The organism is Yoonia sp. 72 (assembly GCF_034652275.1).
Classification (GTDB): Bacteria; Pseudomonadota; Alphaproteobacteria; order Rhodobacterales; family Rhodobacteraceae; genus Yoonia.
Genome location: NZ_JAXIWG010000001.1, coordinates 434,408 through 449,994 on the forward strand (window position 1 = coordinate 434,408; position 15,587 = coordinate 449,994).

General features: G+C 60.9%; 17 protein-coding genes and 1 tRNA gene. 11 read left to right on the forward strand and 7 right to left on the reverse strand.

Annotated features, from left to right (window positions below; translation table 11 throughout):
* The first annotated feature begins 7 nt into the window (after positions 1-7).
* Entirely contained in the window at positions 8-1,309 is a 1,302-nt protein-coding gene (locus tag VCK47_RS02270; RefSeq protein ID WP_322889105.1) for an HlyC/CorC family transporter, read from the forward strand.
* Positions 1,310-1,407: 98 nt separating this feature from the next.
* On the opposite strand, the gene VCK47_RS02275 is transcribed toward VCK47_RS02270, so the two are convergent.
* The gene (locus VCK47_RS02275) at positions 1,408-2,916 is read right to left on the reverse strand and encodes a helicase HerA-like domain-containing protein (protein ID WP_322889106.1); all 1,509 of its coding nucleotides are present in this window, start codon (positions 2,914-2,916) and stop codon (positions 1,408-1,410) included.
* A gap of 389 nt (positions 2,917-3,305) precedes the next feature.
* Here VCK47_RS02275 and VCK47_RS02280 point away from each other — a divergent pair, with 389 nt between their 5' ends.
* Positions 3,306-3,896 (forward strand): invasion associated locus B family protein, encoded by a 591-nt coding sequence (locus VCK47_RS02280; RefSeq protein ID WP_322889107.1) that lies wholly within the window; start codon positions 3,306-3,308, stop codon positions 3,894-3,896.
* On the opposite strand, the gene VCK47_RS02285 is transcribed toward VCK47_RS02280, so the two are convergent.
* The 3 genes from VCK47_RS02285 to VCK47_RS02295 form a co-directional block, all read right to left on the reverse strand.
* A complete protein-coding gene (locus VCK47_RS02285) occupies positions 3,893-5,104 on the reverse strand; it encodes a beta-ketoacyl-[acyl-carrier-protein] synthase family protein (protein ID WP_322889108.1) in 1,212 nt (403 codons plus the stop codon). The genes VCK47_RS02280 and VCK47_RS02285 overlap by 4 nt on opposite strands.
* A complete protein-coding gene (locus VCK47_RS02290; RefSeq protein ID WP_322889109.1) occupies positions 5,104-5,364 on the reverse strand; it encodes an acyl carrier protein in 261 nt (86 codons plus the stop codon). The genes VCK47_RS02285 and VCK47_RS02290 overlap by 1 nt, the downstream gene beginning before the upstream one ends.
* A 61-nt stretch (positions 5,365-5,425) precedes the next feature.
* Positions 5,426-6,490: a UDP-3-O-(3-hydroxymyristoyl)glucosamine N-acyltransferase gene (locus VCK47_RS02295; protein ID WP_322889110.1), complete on the reverse strand. Its 1,065-nt coding sequence runs from the start codon at positions 6,488-6,490 to the stop codon at positions 5,426-5,428.
* A gap of 269 nt (positions 6,491-6,759) precedes the next feature.
* On the opposite strand from VCK47_RS02295, the gene VCK47_RS02300 reads away from it, so the two are divergent.
* The 8 genes from VCK47_RS02300 (at position 6,760) to mnhG (ending at position 13,131) form a co-directional block, all read left to right on the forward strand.
* A complete protein-coding gene (locus VCK47_RS02300; protein ID WP_322889111.1) occupies positions 6,760-7,329 on the forward strand; it encodes a YcbK family protein in 570 nt (189 codons plus the stop codon).
* A 175-nt stretch (positions 7,330-7,504) separates the two neighbouring features.
* Positions 7,505-9,766 carry a putative monovalent cation/H+ antiporter subunit A gene (locus VCK47_RS02305; protein WP_322889112.1) on the forward strand — a complete coding sequence of 754 codons (2,262 nt, stop codon included), beginning with the start codon at positions 7,505-7,507 and terminating at the stop codon, positions 9,764-9,766.
* Complete coding sequence (locus VCK47_RS02310) at positions 9,763-10,182, forward strand: MnhB domain-containing protein (protein ID WP_322889113.1); 420 nt, start codon at positions 9,763-9,765, stop codon at positions 10,180-10,182. Before VCK47_RS02305 ends, VCK47_RS02310 begins: the two co-directional genes overlap by 4 nt.
* Entirely contained in the window at positions 10,182-10,541 is a 360-nt protein-coding gene (locus tag VCK47_RS02315; protein WP_322889114.1) for a Na+/H+ antiporter subunit C, read from the forward strand. The genes VCK47_RS02310 and VCK47_RS02315 overlap by 1 nt, the downstream gene beginning before the upstream one ends.
* Positions 10,538-12,064: a Na+/H+ antiporter subunit D gene (locus VCK47_RS02320; RefSeq protein ID WP_322889115.1), complete on the forward strand. Its 1,527-nt coding sequence runs from the start codon at positions 10,538-10,540 to the stop codon at positions 12,062-12,064. Before VCK47_RS02315 ends, VCK47_RS02320 begins: the two co-directional genes overlap by 4 nt.
* Positions 12,061-12,537, forward strand: coding sequence for a Na+/H+ antiporter subunit E (locus tag VCK47_RS02325; RefSeq protein WP_322889116.1), 477 nt, complete (start codon positions 12,061-12,063; stop codon positions 12,535-12,537). The genes VCK47_RS02320 and VCK47_RS02325 overlap by 4 nt, the downstream gene beginning before the upstream one ends.
* On the forward strand, positions 12,534-12,839 hold the full coding sequence (locus tag VCK47_RS02330) for a cation:proton antiporter (protein WP_322889117.1): 306 nt from the start codon (positions 12,534-12,536) through the stop codon (positions 12,837-12,839). The genes VCK47_RS02325 and VCK47_RS02330 overlap by 4 nt, the downstream gene beginning before the upstream one ends.
* Positions 12,832-13,131 carry a monovalent cation/H(+) antiporter subunit G gene (gene mnhG / locus VCK47_RS02335; RefSeq protein WP_322889118.1) on the forward strand — a complete coding sequence of 100 codons (300 nt, stop codon included), beginning with the start codon at positions 12,832-12,834 and terminating at the stop codon, positions 13,129-13,131. Before VCK47_RS02330 ends, mnhG begins: the two co-directional genes overlap by 8 nt.
* Positions 13,132-13,226: 95 nt before the next feature.
* Here mnhG and VCK47_RS02340 read toward each other — a convergent pair.
* Positions 13,227-13,316, reverse strand: a tRNA-Ser gene (locus VCK47_RS02340).
* Positions 13,317-13,443: 127 nt separating this feature from the next.
* Between VCK47_RS02340 and VCK47_RS02345 the strand changes: the two genes are divergently transcribed.
* Positions 13,444-14,586: an AI-2E family transporter gene (locus VCK47_RS02345; protein WP_322889119.1), complete on the forward strand. Its 1,143-nt coding sequence runs from the start codon at positions 13,444-13,446 to the stop codon at positions 14,584-14,586.
* Here VCK47_RS02345 and VCK47_RS02350 read toward each other — a convergent pair.
* Together VCK47_RS02350 and VCK47_RS02355 are read right to left on the reverse strand one after the other, a co-directional pair.
* Positions 14,583-14,945: a hypothetical protein gene (locus VCK47_RS02350; RefSeq protein ID WP_322889120.1), complete on the reverse strand. Its 363-nt coding sequence runs from the start codon at positions 14,943-14,945 to the stop codon at positions 14,583-14,585. The genes VCK47_RS02345 and VCK47_RS02350 overlap by 4 nt on opposite strands.
* 13 nt (positions 14,946-14,958) lie before the next feature.
* Positions 14,959-15,585: a M35 family metallo-endopeptidase gene (locus VCK47_RS02355; protein ID WP_322889121.1), complete on the reverse strand. Its 627-nt coding sequence runs from the start codon at positions 15,583-15,585 to the stop codon at positions 14,959-14,961.
* Positions 15,586-15,587: the final 2 nt, after the last annotated feature.

The following is a 15,587-nucleotide window of genomic DNA, read 5'->3' on the forward strand; positions in this document are numbered from 1 at the left end:
GCGTGAAATGGAAACCTCGACACTTGATGCGGCATTCTGGGCCACGGCAGCGGCCATTGTCGTCCTGCTTTTCATGTCTGCCTTCTTTTCCGGCTCTGAAACCGCACTGACCGCCGCATCGCGCGGCAAGCTGCGCTCTGCCGCCGACAAAGGGTCCAAAGGGGCCGAACAGGCGTTGAAGGTGACCGAGGACAACGAACGCCTGATCGGGTCAGTGCTGCTGGGCAACAACGTCGTCAACATTCTGGCCACCTCGCTTGCCACCGCGATCCTGACCAAGGTCTTCGGCCAGAACGGTGTCGCCGCCGCCACGCTGATCATGACGCTGCTGGTGCTGATCTTTGCCGAAGTGCTGCCAAAGACCTTCGCGATCACAAACCCCGAAAAGGTGGCCTCGGCCGTGGCGCGACCTATCGGGGTGATCGTCCTGGTGTTTTCACCGATTGTCTCTGCAGTGCGGTTTCTGGTGCGCGGCGTGCTTTATCTTTTCGGCGTGCGCACCGATCCCGACAGCAACATCCTTGCCGTGCGCGAGGAAATCGCGGGGGCCCTGCAACTGGGCCATGCCGAAGGCTGGGTCGAAAAGGAAGACCGCGACCGGATTCTGGGCGCGCTCGACCTGAACGAACGCACCGTGGAAGAGGTGATGCTGCACCGTTCGGGCATCGAAATGGTCGATGCCGCCCTGCCCGCGCAGGATATTCTGGCGCAGATCTTGCAAAGCCAGCACACCCGCCTGCCGCTCTACCGCGACAATCCCGAAAACATCGTCGGCGTGATCCACGCCAAGGATCTTTTGCGCGCGATGCACAAACTTCTCAGCGGCGGCACGGTGGACGGACAGGGGCTTGCGGCTTTCGATGTGATGAAGGTCGCGATGCCGCCCTATTTCGTCCCCGAAACCACAACCTTGGGCGACCAGATGCGCAATTTCCTCAAGCGCAAGACGCATTTTGCGCTGGTGGTTGATGAATACGGCGGGCTTGAAGGCTTGATCACGCTCGAGGATATCCTCGAGGAAATCGTGGGCGAGATCGCGGATGAATTCGACGAACCCGAACCCGACCAGATCGCCGCGACCGCCGATGGGGCCTATATCGTCGATGGCGGCATCACGATCCGCGACCTCAACCGCGCCCATGACTGGCAATTGCCCGACGACGAGGCCAATACCGTCGCGGGTCTGGTGATCCACGAGGCGCAGATGATCCCCGTGGTCGGGCAGGTGTTTTCTTTCCACGGCTTCCGCTTCGAGGTGCTCTCGAAAGAAGAAAACCGCATCGCCACCTTGAAGATTCGCAAGCTCTAGAAAAGCCTGCCACTTCTTTTTTGCCAAAAATACTCACCTTTTCCCGGACGCAGTCCGGGAGGGGGTCCCGGATCAAGTCCGGGACGGGGCAGCGCCCCTTAGCGCCCTTTGAACAATCCCCCAAGGATGCCGCGCACGATGCGGCGGCCGGTTGTCCCTTTCAATTCCTTGACCACCACATCGGCCAGCGCGCCACCAAAGGACGCATCGCCACCACGCGATGCGCGCGGCTTGGCTTTCGTGGCGGGGGTGTAGCGGCGACCGGCCGAAAACTCCGGTGTGTCCGTCTCAACCACTTCGGCGGCACGAGCGGCCTCGATAGCACGACGCGCCAGCATTTCATGCGCGCTGTCACGGTCCACCGTCACATCGTATTTGCCCGCCATCGGTGATGCGGCCATGATCCCCGCACGGGTCACCGCGTCGATCGGGCCCAGATGCGACGCAGGCGGGCGGATCAACGTGCGTTGCACCAGTTCGGGGATGCCCTTGGCGTCCAGAAACGACGTCACCGCCTCACCGGTGCCGACCTGCTGGATCGCTTCGGCCGTATCAAAGGCGGGATTGTCGCGATAGGTTTCAGCGGCGGATTTCAGTTCCTTGCGGTCCTTGGCCGTAAAGGCCCGCAACGCATGCTGCACGCGGTTGCCAAGCTGGCCCAGCACGGTGTCGGGAATATCGGCGGGGTTTTGCGTGACGAAATAGACCCCGACCCCCTTGGACCGGATCAGGCGCGCGACCTGTTCGACCTTTTCCACCAGCGCGCGGGGGGCACCGTTGAACAACAGATGCGCCTCGTCGAAAAAGAATACGAGCTTGGGTTTGTCGGGGTTGCCGACCTCGGGCAGTTCCTCGAAAAGTTCCGACAGCAGCCACAAAAGAAACGTCGCATAAAGCCGCGGCGATCCCATCAGACGGTCGGCGGCAAGGATGTTGATCTCGCCGCGCCCGTCGCGCAGGCGCATCATATCCGCAAGATCCAGTGCCGGTTCCCCGAACAAGGCCGCGCCACCCTGATTTTCCAGCACCAACAGCTGCCGCTGGATCGCGCCAATCGAGGCGGTGGTCACATTACCATAGCGCAGCGACAGATCACGCGCGTTCTGCCCCGCAAACAGCAGCAGCGCTTGGAGGTCTTTCATGTCAAGCAGCGGCAGGCCTTCTTCGTCGGCGACGCGGAAGACGACGTTCAAAACACCTTCCTGCACGTCCGACAAATCCATCAGCCGCGCCAGCAGCAAAGGGCCCATTTCGGCAACTGTCGCGCGGATCGGATGCCCCTGCTCGCCAAAAATGTCCCAGAAGGTCACGGGGAACGCGCCATATTGCAGGTCGAGCCCGATGGTCGCCGCGCGTTTGGTAAAGGGTTCGTGCAATTTGCCATCCACCGATCCGGCTTGTGCCAGCCCTGACAGATCGCCTTTCACATCAGACAGAAACACAGGCACACCGGCAGCCGAAAATCCCTCGGCCATGATCTGCAAGGTCACGGTCTTGCCAGTGCCCGTCGCGCCCGCAACAAGTCCGTGCCGGTTGGCCTTGTCCAGCCGCAGCACCTGCGGCGCGCCATAGCCGTCACCACCGCCGCCGATAAAAATATGCTCCACCCGATGTACCCCTTCTGGACCTGACTATTCGCAAAATACATTCTTAAGGTTTCTCTGCCAGATTAAAACGGCAAGGTGCGTCATGGTCGCCTTGCTCTTCTCCCTGTTGGACTGGCCGCGCCTTCGGGTGCGGCTTTTTTTCAGCCAAATCCCCCTGCAAAAGCGTCGGATTAGCTGTTGACGACGACATGACCATTTCGTAGCGTATGCCCAATTAGTCGGCCAAGTCCGACAGGGAGAAAAAATAAAGGGTCCGGCGACGGGCCCTTTTTTCGTGTCAGGCATGGAATTTCCCCTTGGCAAAAGACCGCCAAGGCCCCGCTTTTTGTCCCTGACACTGCCTTGTCGCCATGGTAGATCGGCGAGCAAACAGAACAGGATCTTTCCCAATGCGCACGACCATGACCGCACTTACACTCGCGGGCCTTCTGACCCTTGGCACGCAGGCCATCGGGCAGGACGACACAGCCCCGCAAGCGCCCGCAACCGCCGACGCGCTTGATCTGGGCGAGCCTATCGGGCCGCGCGCAGGCGAGATCTATGTCGCCGACAACCACGGCGACTGGGAAGTCCGCTGCATCCGCGCGCCTGAAGGGCAGGACGACCGCTGCAATCTTTACCAGTTGCTGACGAATGCCGATGATGACCCTGTGGCGGAATTCAACTTGTTCCGTCTGCCCGAAGGCGGGCAAGCGGTCGCCGGCGCCAATGTCGTGGTGCCGCTTGAAACCTTGCTGACCCAGCAACTGACGCTGTCGGTCGATAGCGGCGAGGCCCGGCGTTATCCGTTCAGTTTCTGCAATGCTGCGGGTTGCGTCGCTCGGATCGGCCTGACCCAAGCCGAAGTCGACGCGTTCAAAAGCGGTGCGACCGCGACACTGCGGCTTGTGCCTGCCGCGGCACCTGACGAAGAATTCCTGCTGACCATGTCGCTGGCGGGCTTTACCGCCGGTTTCAACAATCTGACACCAGTCCCTTAAGCGAAGCGGCGCAGCGCGATCACCGCGTTGAGCCCGCCGAAGGCGAAAGCATTGGACAGCGCGACGTCGATATTGGCGTCGCGCGCCACGTTCGGGACCACGTCCAGCGCACATTCGGGGTCAGGTTCCTCATAGCCGATGGTGGGGGCAATCACCCCGTCGCGCAGCGCCATGATGCAAGCCAAGAGTTCGACCGCACCTGTCCCGCCGATCAGATGCCCGTGCATGGATTTGGTGGACGATATCATCAGCTTGTCGGCATGTGCGCCAAAGACGTCCGCGACCGCGGCACATTCAGTCTTGTCATTGGCCGCCGTGCCGGTGCCATGCGCGTTGATATAACCCACCGAATCCAGCGGCACGCCCGCATCCCTGACAGCCCCCGCAATGGCGCGCGCCGCCCCCTGTTTGCTGGGCATCACGATGTCGGAGGCATCCGAGGTCATCGCGAAACCGATCACCTCGCACAGGATATCCGCACCGCGTGCGCGGGCGTGGTCGTAATCCTCGAACACGAAAACACCCGCGCCCTCGCCCTGCACCATGCCGTTGCGGGTCGCCGAAAACGGACGGCACGCGTCCTTGGACATCACGCGCAGCCCTTCCCAGGCCTTAATCCCGCCGAAACACAGCATCGCCTCTGACCCGCCGGTGATCATGACCTTGGTCATGCCGCAGCGGATCATGTTGAACGCCTGCCCCATCGCATGGTTGGACGAGGCGCAGGCGGTGGCCACGGTGAATGTCGGCCCGCGCAGGTTCCATTCCATCGACACATGGCTGGCCGCGGCATTGTTCATCAGTTTGGGCACGATGAACGGATGTACGCGGTTCTTGCCCTCTTCATAGACGGCACGATAGTTTTCGTCCTGTGTGTTCAGCCCGCCACCCGAGGTGCCAAAGATCACGCCCGACTGGTCCGCAAGGCTGCCGGTGAAGGTCAGGCCCGACTGCCCGATCGCCTGACGCGCCGCCAGCAGTGTGAACTGCGTGAACCGATCGTAAAGCGAGATTTGCTGACGGTTGAAATGGTCCGTTTCGGCATAGCCCTTGATCTGGCCACCGATCTGGATGGCCAGCCTATCCACATCTGGAATATCCAGCGGGCCGATCCCGCAGCGCCCTTCGCGCATGGCGGCTAAGGTCGCAGGCACATCCGCGCCAATCGGGTTGATCGTCCCTGCCCCGGTAATGACGACACGCGCCATCAGCCTGCCTGTTCTGCTTGCAGCTGCTTGACCGCCGCGATGATCGCGCCCACCGACGAGATGTCAAAGGCGCTGGCGGTCGGGTCATTGGCGTTGAACGGCACCGAGATGTCGAAGGCTTCCTCGATTGCAAAGATACATTCCACCAACCCCAAAGAGTCGATCCCCAGATCTGCAAGCGATGCGTCCAGCGTGATGTCGCCAGGTTCCAGCATGGCCTGTTCGGCGATAATGGCGATGATCCGGTCATCGGTGGTCATGGGGTAGCTCCGTTCCTTTTGCGCTGCTCATTTAGGCATTGTCGCCGCGCATTGAAACATCTTATTGACGTGCGGCAAGATCGCGCAGCAGGCGTGGCAGCCGGCGCAAGGCTTTGTAGCTTTCGATATGCAGCTGCATTTTCGTGGCCGGATAGCCCATCATCACGCGGCCTGCGGGCACATGCGACAGCACGACCGACCCGCCGCCCAGCACCACATCATCCCCGATCTTGAGGTTGTCTGCGATCCCCGCCTTGCCACCGACAACAACGCGGTCGCCGATCACCGTGGACCCCGCGACACCCGCCTGCGCGCAGAGCAGACAATGCGCGCCCACGATCACGTTATGGCCGATCTGTACAAGATTATCGACCTTGGTGCCTTGCCCCACACGGGTCGCGCGGATCGTGCCTGCGTCCACGGTAGAGCCTGCGCCGATTTCCACATCATCCCCGATCACCACACCGCCCAGCGAATGGATGCGGTGCCATGTCGGGTCCTCGGGGGCGGTCATCGGTGCCTCGCCCAGCGTTTCGCGCGCGATCTCTACGTTTGATGGCGCGGCAGTGACAAAGGAAAACCCGTCGCCGCCGATGACAACATTGGGTTGCAGGATCACCCTGTCCCCCAAGCGCACACCCGCCTGCAACCGCACGCCTGCGTGAATTCGGCAACCAGAGCCGATCACGACACCGGGCGCGATACTGACCTGATCGGCGATCCATGTGCCCGCCCCGATCACCGCGCCGGCGCCCACGACGCAGAACGCGCCGATGCTGGCATCAGCCGCAACCATCGCTGTGGGATCGACCAGCGCCTGCGGGCTGATGCCGGTCTGCGCGGGCGTCTGATCCAGCATTTGTGTCAGCCGTGCCATGGCCAGCCGTGCCCGCGGCGCGATGATCGCCGCCTGCAAACCAAGCGCCTGCCAGTCGGCCTCGGGCCAGATAACTGCCGCACGCGCCGATCCTTGTTGCAGGGCCGGACCATAGGCCGGTGTCATAGCCAGTGCGAGATCATCGCGCCCTGCCGTGCCCGGTTCCGCAGCCCGCAGCACGATCAAATCAAGATCGCCATGCGCCTCTGCCCCGAGTGCGGCTGCTATCGCACGAATGGTATGTGTCATCGCCACCTCGTCTGCGGCACGTCTGCCGCGCTGATCCTGCCTTGAAGGCGGTTAACCAAAAGCCCGCAACCGCGCAAGCGGCCCCAAATGACGACAAAAATGCCACTTGCGCAAATTTTCGCCGATTTGCTTTTCGTTCATGGAACCCCGTTAAACAAGACTTGGTCCTCGAATCAAAATGTGCCATACCTTCCGCACATCTTGGGGGCATGATGTCAGTTCGTAGCAAAACGGACATATAAATATAAGCGACGGGACAGGCGCGTATAATGAATGAATCAAAGACCTCGGGGCTGACCCGACGCGGACTGCTGACAGCCTTGGCAGCAACTGCTGTGACAGCCGCCCCCACGTTCTCAAACGCTCAGGGTTTTTTGCGCGGCGCCGGCGACATCCGCAGGATCGCGATGTACAACGGGCGCACCGGCGAAACCCTTGACACCATCTACTGGATCGAAGGCGAATATATCGCCGAGGCCGTGCGCGAAATAAACGTTCACATGCGCGACTGGCGCACCGGTGAAGCGGTCCAGATGGACCTGCGCACAATCGATATCATGTCGGGCGCACTGCGCCTGATGGAAACCAACGAACCCTACCTTTTGCTGTCCGGCTACCGGTCGCCATCGACCAACGCGATGTTGGGTGCACGTTCGTCAGGTGTGGCACGCGAATCCCTGCACATGCGCGGTCAGGCTGCCGATCTGCGGCTGCGCAGCCGGACCACCGCCCAGATGGCTAGCGCCGCGGCGGCGTTCAACGCTGGCGGCGTCGGGCGGTATGGCGGTTCGAATTTCGTTCACATGGATTGCGGACCCGTCCGGACCTGGCGCGGCTGATATCCCCCAGCGATCATGCGACATAAAGGCCACCCCCGCGGGTGGCCTATTTTGTTGCACCTGCGGCAAAACCTGCCGGATTTAGTCGGATTTTTGTCCGAAAAGTCTTGTTTTCTCGGCACCTGTCTTTATGTCCGACACAATCGTTCAATTCCTCGATGACCGGGCATATTACGTGGCAAGTTCTTCTTCTTCGCATGGTTGGGTAACACCTGCCGGTATCATTCCTGTCATCATTGCAGGTGCATTGTTCCTCTGGTTGCTGCAGGCCCTGCCTGCCATCGGGAACGGCGAAACCCTGCGCTTTGTCTGGTCCTGGGTGCCCAGTCTTGGCGTGAATGTCAGCTTTGTGATCGACGGGCTGAGCCTGATGTTCGGGCTGTTGATCACGGGCATCGGCGCGCTTGTGATGCTGTATTCCGCCAAATACCTTGCCGGACACAAGCAACAGGCACGGTTTTCGCTGATGCTGACCAGTTTCATGCTGGCGATGCTGGGTGTGGTGATGGCCGACAACCTGCTTGCGCTCTTCGTGTTCTGGGAATTGACCACGATCACGTCCTATCTGCTGATCGGGTTCAACCATGACAGCGCGAAATCGCGCCGGTCTGCCTTGCAGGCGCTGCTGGTCACAGGGATCGGCGGGCTGGCGCTTCTGGCCGCCGCGATCCTGATCGGCAATGTGGCGGGCACGTTCGAATTGTCGGAAATCCGCGCGATGGACAATGTGCTGGTGCAAAGCGCGCTTTACCTGCCGATCCTGATCCTTGTGCTGCTGGCGGCATTCACGAAATCCGCCCAGATGCCGTTCCATTTCTGGCTGCCCAATGCGATGGCCGCCCCCACACCAGTCAGCGCCTATCTGCATTCGGCGACAATGGTGAAAGCGGGTATCTATCTGATGGCGCGCACCCATTCATCGCTGAGCGGGACCGATATCTGGCTCTGGACGCTGACGATCGCGGGGGCCGCGACGATGGTCTTCGCTTCGGTCATCGCGCTGCGGCAGACCGACCTGAAACAGGCGCTGGCCTATACAACATTGATGGCGCTTGGTGCGCTGACGCTGCTGTTGGCCAATGACGGTGGCTATGCGATCACGGCGGCGGTCACCTTCCTGATGGTGCATTCCTTCTACAAAGCGGCGCTATTTCTTGTTGTCGGCATTCTCGATCACCAGACCGGCACGCGCGAGACGACCAAATTGTTCGGCCTTGGCCGCGCGATGCCGTTGACCGCAGCCGCCGCCGCACTGGCTGGTCTGTCGATGGCGGGCATTCCGCCCTTCCTTGGCTTCATGGCCAAGGAGCTGTCCTATGCAGGCTCGCTCGAGGTGGGGTCTTCGCCCGTGCTGGTGGCGGGCGCGTTTCTGGCGGCCAGCGCGCTGATGTTCGCCATCGCAGGGATCGTGGGTTTCCGGCCGTTTTTCAGCAAAGCCGGCACTCCCATGCAGGGGATCAAGGAAGCGAAATGGCCGATGTTGCTGGGGCCTGTGATATTGGCCTTGCTGGGAACGTTCTTCGGGCTGTTTCCCGCCGTTCTTGCCGCATATCTGGTCAACCCGACCGTCGCGGCCATTCTGGGCGTCACCGGCGAGGCGAAGACCCTGCAGCTTTGGGCGGGGTTCAACCTGCCGCTGGTCCTGAGCCTTTTGACATTCGTCATCGGCTATCTAATCTACGCCTTCGCCACCCCGCTGCGTGCCTTTCTGGTCCGGCTGGGCGACCGTAGCCCAAGCTTTGACCGCGGTTGGGATAAACTGCTGGCGGGCGTGCTGTCCGGTGCAAAATGGCAGACCCGCGTGATCCAGACCGGACAGTTGCGGTTCTATATCATGGTGACTTTCATCACGACGCTGGTGGCGCTTGCCGGGACCATGGTAATGCGCCCGTCTGTGATACTGCCCGTGGACCTGAGCTCGATCGGCGTGACCGACTGGCTGGTGTTCGGCCTTGTGCTTTTGGGCACGGTGCTGACCATCGTCACCCAGTCGCGGATCACGGCGATTGTGGGGCTTGGCACCGTGGGCATCGGGATCGCGCTGATCTTCGTTCTGTATTCCGCGCCCGATGTCGCCATCACGCAATTGCTGGTCGAAACGCTGGTGGTCGTGCTGTTCGCAACAGCGGCGCTGCGCCTGCCCGCATTGGGGGCCGAACCGCTGAAAACCCGCTGGTTTGACGCTGTGGTCGCAGGTGGCATGGGCGTGACGGTGACGCTGATCCTGCTGATGGTCACGACCGGCCCGATTGACCGCAGCCTGACTGATTTCTTCGAGGCTTCGAGCTATCCCGACGCCTTTGGCCAGAACATCGTGAACGTGATCCTTGTCGACTTCCGCGCGCTGGACACCTTCGGCGAGATCGCGGTCGTTCTGGTCGCGGCTATCGGCATCTTTGCCCTGCTGCGCAGCAAACCCGGAAAGGACGAGGCATGAAATCCATCATTCTGATCGCCGGTTCGCGGCTGCTGGTCGCCCTGTTCACGGTTTTCGCGGTCTATATGCTGCTGCGCGGCCATAACCAGCCGGGCGGCGGGTTTATCGGCGGGCTTTTGGCGGCTGTCGGCTTTGTCATCTATGCCATCGCCTGCGGCACCGAGGGCGCGCGTCAGGCGCTGCGGTTCCGCCCCACCGATATCGCAGCGGTCGGCCTTGGCATGGCCCTGTTTGCAGGCGTTATGGCGGCTTTCTTTTCGGATGCCTTCTTTACCGGGCAGTGGCTGTTCATCAACGCCACGCCCGAGGACAAGGGCATCCCGCTGTCGTCGGTGCTGATCTTTGACGTGGGTGTGTTCCTTGTCGTGTTCGGCTCTGTGCTGGCGATCGTTTTCGCGCTGGAGGAAGAAGTCTGATGGAACCGCTACTTTCGATCCTGATCGGTATTCTGGTCGCGGGGTCCGTCTATCTGATGCTGGCGCGCAACCTGATGCGGTTCCTGTTCGGGCTGATCTTGTTGTCGAACGCGGCCAACCTGTCCATTTTCGTGTCGGGCCGGATGACGCCGGGTGCGCCACCGCTTGTGCCCGACGGGATGGATGTCCCCCCCGAGGTCGTCGCCAACGCGCTGCCGCAGGCGCTGGTCCTGACGGCAATTGTGATCGGCTTTGGCCTGTTTGCCTTCGCATTGATTTTGGCTGTGCGCGCTTACCGCAGCCTTGGCACTTTGAATACCGACGAAATGCGCGTCGCTGAACCGAAAGAACAGGGATGAGCTGGTATCTCTCGCTTCCTTTGATCCTGCCTTTTACGACAGCGATCATCTGTTATTTGCTGCGTGACCGGCCTGTCGGCGCTTGGATATCCGTCATCGGGTCCGCCCTTGGGCTGGTGGCCGCGATCACGCTGATGGCGCTGGTGCTGGAAAATGGCGTTGTCGCTGGCCAGATGGGCACCTGGCCCGCCCCCTTCGGGATCACGCTGGTTGCGGATCTGTTGTCGGCGGTCATGGTGCTGATCACTGCGATCACGGCACTGGCTGTCGCGATCTATGCGCTCAGCGATGTCGATGCGCGCCACGGGCAGCTGGGCTATCACGCCCTATTTCAGGTGCTGATCGCGGGTGTGACTGGTGCCTTCCTGACGGGTGACTTGTTCAACCTTTATGTCTGGTTCGAGGTGATGCTGATCGCGTCCTTTGGCCTGCTGATCCTGAACGGCGGCAAGGAACAGATCGATGGTGGCGTGAAATATGTCGCCCTTAACCTTGTCTCTACGATCCTGTTCCTGACCGGCATCGGCCTGCTCTACGGGCAGACCGGCACGCTGAACTTTGCCGATCTCGCGCTCAAGGTGGACGATGTCGAAAACAAAGCCTTGCTGACTGTCATCGCGATGATGTTCATGGTGGCTTTCAGCGTCAAGGCGGCGGCCTTCCCGCTGTTCTTCTGGCTGCCTGCCGCCTATCACACGCCGAGCTTTTCGGTCTCGGCCGTGTTTGCGGGGCTTTTGACCAAGGTCGGGGTCTATGCGCTGATGCGGACCTTCACCTTGGTATTCGACCACGACGTGGGCTACACGCACACGATCCTGCTGTGGGTCGCCTGTTTCACCATGGTGACAGGCGTTCTGGGGGCGGCCGCGCAATCGGATTTCCGCAAGATCCTGTCGTTCCACATCATCAGCCAGATCGGTTACATGATCCTTGGCCTTGCGATTTACACGCCTTTGGCGATCGTGGGTGCGGTGTTCTATCTGGTCCACCACATCATCGTGAAAGCCAACCTGTTCCTGATCGCAGGCATCAGCGAACGGCTGACAGGCGGGTCCGATGTGTTCAAGATCGGCGGGCTGTACCGCGCAAGCCCGTTTCTGGCGGTGCTGTTCCTGATCCCCGCCTTTTCGCTCGCGGGCTTCCCGCCGCTGTCGGGGTTCTGGGCGAAATATATCATCGTCAAGGCATCGCTGGACGAAGGGCTGTGGGTTGTGGCCTTCATCTCTTTGGCTGTTGGTCTGATGACGATCTATTCAATGACCAAGATCTGGGCCGAGGCGTTCTGGAAAGACCACCCCAAAGGGTTCGAGCCGACCCTGTCCACCCTGCCCGGCCGCAGGGCCCTGCTGGTGCCGGTTGTCGGTCTGGCGCTTCTGACCATGGTGATCGGCCTGATGCCAGAACCTTTCGTGATTTTTGCGGAACGGTCAGCCGAACAATTGCTGGACCCCACGGAATACATCACCGCCGTGCTGGGGGCAGATGCCGTGCCAGCGGCTGAAATCACGGAGGTTGCACCATGAACATGTTCATCCTCAACATCGCCTTGGCGGTGATATGGGCGGCGCTTTGGGGCAGCCCGACGCTGTTGATGCTGGGGTCCGGCTATGTGCTGGGCTTTCTGACCCTGTGGTTCGCTGCGCCTGTTTTCGGGTTGCAGGACAGCTATTTCCTGCGGTCCTGGCGCATTGTGCGGCTGATCCTGTTCTTTCTTTACGAACTGGTCATGTCGAGTATCCGCGTCGCCTGGGACGTTATGACACCCAACGACAACAGCACGCCCGCGATTCTGGACATGCCGCTGGATGTGACATCCGATTTCGAGATCCTGCTGGTCACGAACCTGATCTCGCTGACGCCCGGCACGCTCAGCCTTGACGTTTCTGACGACCGCAAGACGCTGACGTTTCACGCGATGTATGCCGACGATCCGCAGGCCGTCATCGACGACCTGAAAAACGGTATGGAACGGCTGGTAAGAGAGGTATTTGAATGATGACGCCCGAAACATTTCTGGATGGCGCAATCTTGGTATCCTTTGTGCTGATCGCTCTGTCGCTGGCCATCGCCTTTTTGCGGCTGACGCTTGGGCCGACGCTGGCCGACCGAGTTGTGGCGCTCGACATGATGACGACGCTGATCATCGCGGTCTGCGGGGCTGTCGCAGTGCAGACCGCCGTCACCGCGTTTCTTGATGTAGCCATCGTGCTGGCGCTGGTCGGTTTTCTGGCCACTGTTGCATTGGCGCGCTATGCGGAACGGCGTGACCCCCTGGACGAGGCACATGCAGATGATTGAGATCGTAATCGGTGTCCTGCTGCTGATCGGCAGCTTCTTTGCGCTGGTGGCGGCGATCGGTATCTTCCGTCTGCCCGATGTCCTGATGCGGATGCATGCCTCGACCAAGGCGGGTACCTTGGGCAGTAGTCTGATCCTGATCGGGGCGGCAGTCTATTTCGCCGAAGGCGTGACCACCACCCGCGTGGTCGCCACGATCGTGTTTCTGATGCTAACAGCGCCGATCGCCGCACATATGCTGGGACGGGCGGCGGCACGGAACTACAAAAAAGGTACAAAAACCACCGACTAAAGCGTCGGCCAAGTGCGGGTGTTCCGGTCAAGGCGCCATAAACGACGCGCAGGCCTGGTCGCGCTTTGGCAGACTGCTAGATTAATAAGATAGGGTGGCGGACAGACAGGGATTCGAACCCTGGAGACGGTCTCCCGCCTACACACTTTCCAGGCGTGCGCCTTCGACCACTCGGCCACCTGTCCGTAGACGGGGGTTTAGCCGCAACTCGGCAGCCTTTGCAAGACCTTCCGCACGATTTGTTATGCCTGTTTGCCCCCGCCCCCGTCGCCGGATATATTGACCTGACCCAAGCGGAGCCAAATTGACCTGATGCTGCATGATCCCCCCGAAGCGACCCCGAAGGAAAAGCGGTCCGAGACCGCCCGGCTGCAAACCGGCGCCTTGCTGATCATTGCCTTTGCGGTGGTGCTGTTCCTGCTTGTGCAGGCGCGATTCATCCTGATTTCACTCGCCACTGCCATCATCCTGTTCAGCTTGACCAGCGATGTGATCAATTTCATTGCCCGTCAGCGGATCGGGCCGTTGCGCATCCCCAACGCCATCGCCAGCATCGCGGCAATGGTGCTGATTGCAACGGCGCTGTTGTTGCTGACATCGGTGCTGCTGGCGCAGATCAACACGGTGCTGGTGACAACACTGTCCTATACCGAACGCGCCCCATCGGCGATCGCGTCGATGTTCAGTTGGCTGGGCGACGACAGCGAGGCGGCGATTTTCAACGCGGTGCGGTCCGTCGACGCCTCCAGCTATCTGCGGGGTGCCGCCAGTCAGGCCAGCGGGATCACGCAGGCGACGGTATTGGTCATCCTGTTCGTGGGTTTCCTGTTCGCCGAAAGGGTCTGGTTCGATACCAAGCTTGAAAGCTTCATCGGCGACAAGGCGCAGGCGCGGCGCGTGCGCAAGATCATCCGTTCGATCATCCACCGCGTGAACTATTACCTGCTGGTCAAAACCGTGATCAGCGTGATCACCGGCGCGATGATCTATGTGCTGGCGCGGGCTTTCGGGCTGGAACTGGCAGTGTCGCTGGGAATCATCACCTTCGTGCTGAATTTCATTCCCAATATCGGGTCGATCCTTGCGACCGGGCTGATCGCCTTGGTGACCCATGTGCAGCTGGGTGATCCGAACACGACCGCTGCGGTGTTCATCATCGCGACCTGCATCCAGTTTCTGAACGGCAATGTCATCGATCCCATGCTGATGGGCCGCGCGCTGCGGCTGTCGTCCTTCGGGATCATCCTGTCGCTGGCGTTCTGGGGGGCTGTCTGGGGTGTGCCGGGCATGTTCTTGTCGGTGCCGATCATGGTGATGCTGCTGGTCGTGTGCAGCCATGTGCCTCACCTGCGCCCCTTTGCGATCCTGTTGTCGCGCGAGGGTTTGCCCGATACCGAACAGATGCTGGACGAAACGGCCCGTCGCGACGTGTTCCAGAAACCGCCGAAACCCTAGCGGCGGCGCAGCACCAGAAAGACAATCCCGCCGATCACCTCGGCGGCAGCGGCGATAAGGATTGCGGGTCCCGCCTGTCCGGTGCTGAATTCGTAAACACCCGTGGCGGCAATTCCGAACCAGATGACCGCAAGACCATAACAAAACCCGTCCCGCGCGGTCCCGACCGGCAGATCGCGCATCAGCCACAGCATGACCGCAAGGCCCGCAAAAAGCGGGGCCGCGCGGCGCGCCAGAAACACCGCCCCGTCGCTGGGCGGCACCCCATAGGTGGTGACGTAGCTGCGCCCCGCAACCAGCAGGATCACGAAAAGCGCAAGAAAGATCACAGCAGTCACGCTGGCGGCGATGCGGAACATGGGGCGTTTCTTTCTAGGGTGTGGTTTTGCCGGACACAGGCTGGCTTGCGTAATAGATCACGTCTTCGGTGTAGTATTGATAGCTGTCTGCATTATCTATCGCACGCATCGGGTCGCTCTCGGCCATGCGGGCGCAGACGCGGCGGGTATAGCAATGGTCATCGGTGCGCCCGCCGGTGCGGAAATGCGACAATTCGTGGATGAACGTCCCCTCGCGCGTGCCGTTGTTGCTGGCGGTCGTGTAGGGCTGCAAGGCCGTCAGCGGCGGCATGGTGAAAAACGACGGGCACAGGTAAATGTGGTAAGGTTCGTGTGGATAGACCCAGGCATATTCCCGGTTCCGGCAACCGTCGTCACGGTTGCTGTCGCATTGTACGCTGACACCGCCTGAACGGATCGCACGCACCACGCCCTTGAGATTGGCACGCACCACTTCGGCGTTGCGGTCCGAATAGGTCCCAAACCAGCGCGCATATTCAGGCGTGTCACCGACGGCTGTTGCGGCCTTGATGGTCAGTGATTTGGCGCGGTCCAGCGCCTCGCGCACGATCTGTTCATGTGCGGGACTGCATTGCAGCACGGTCTGCGCCAGCGCGGATTGCGCGGACAACAGGAAAACAAGAAAGACGATCACACGCATAG

Coding starts and splice junctions, on each gene's coding strand:
- VCK47_RS02285 (WP_322889108.1), bottom strand. CDS start 5,104: ATGGCGCGTGTCGTCATTACCGGGGCAGGGACGATCAACCCGATTGGC.
- VCK47_RS02310 (WP_322889113.1), top strand. CDS start 9,763: ATGAAATCCATCATTCTGATCGCCGGTTCGCGGCTGCTGGTCGCCCTG.
- VCK47_RS02280 (WP_322889107.1), top strand. CDS start 3,306: ATGCGCACGACCATGACCGCACTTACACTCGCGGGCCTTCTGACCCTT.
- VCK47_RS02290 (WP_322889109.1), bottom strand. CDS start 5,364: ATGACCACCGATGACCGGATCATCGCCATTATCGCCGAACAGGCCATG.
- VCK47_RS02295 (WP_322889110.1), bottom strand. CDS start 6,490: ATGACACATACCATTCGTGCGATAGCAGCCGCACTCGGGGCAGAGGCG.
- VCK47_RS02300 (WP_322889111.1), top strand. CDS start 6,760: ATGAATGAATCAAAGACCTCGGGGCTGACCCGACGCGGACTGCTGACA.
- VCK47_RS02315 (WP_322889114.1), top strand. CDS start 10,182: ATGGAACCGCTACTTTCGATCCTGATCGGTATTCTGGTCGCGGGGTCC.
- VCK47_RS02330 (WP_322889117.1), top strand. CDS start 12,534: ATGATGACGCCCGAAACATTTCTGGATGGCGCAATCTTGGTATCCTTT.
- VCK47_RS02320 (WP_322889115.1), top strand. CDS start 10,538: ATGAGCTGGTATCTCTCGCTTCCTTTGATCCTGCCTTTTACGACAGCG.
- VCK47_RS02350 (WP_322889120.1), bottom strand. CDS start 14,945: ATGTTCCGCATCGCCGCCAGCGTGACTGCTGTGATCTTTCTTGCGCTT.
- VCK47_RS02325 (WP_322889116.1), top strand. CDS start 12,061: ATGAACATGTTCATCCTCAACATCGCCTTGGCGGTGATATGGGCGGCG.
- mnhG (WP_322889118.1), top strand. CDS start 12,832: ATGATTGAGATCGTAATCGGTGTCCTGCTGCTGATCGGCAGCTTCTTT.
- VCK47_RS02355 (WP_322889121.1), bottom strand. CDS start 15,585: ATGCGTGTGATCGTCTTTCTTGTTTTCCTGTTGTCCGCGCAATCCGCG.
- VCK47_RS02345 (WP_322889119.1), top strand. CDS start 13,444: ATGCTGCATGATCCCCCCGAAGCGACCCCGAAGGAAAAGCGGTCCGAG.
- VCK47_RS02270 (WP_322889105.1), top strand. CDS start 8: ATGGAAACCTCGACACTTGATGCGGCATTCTGGGCCACGGCAGCGGCC.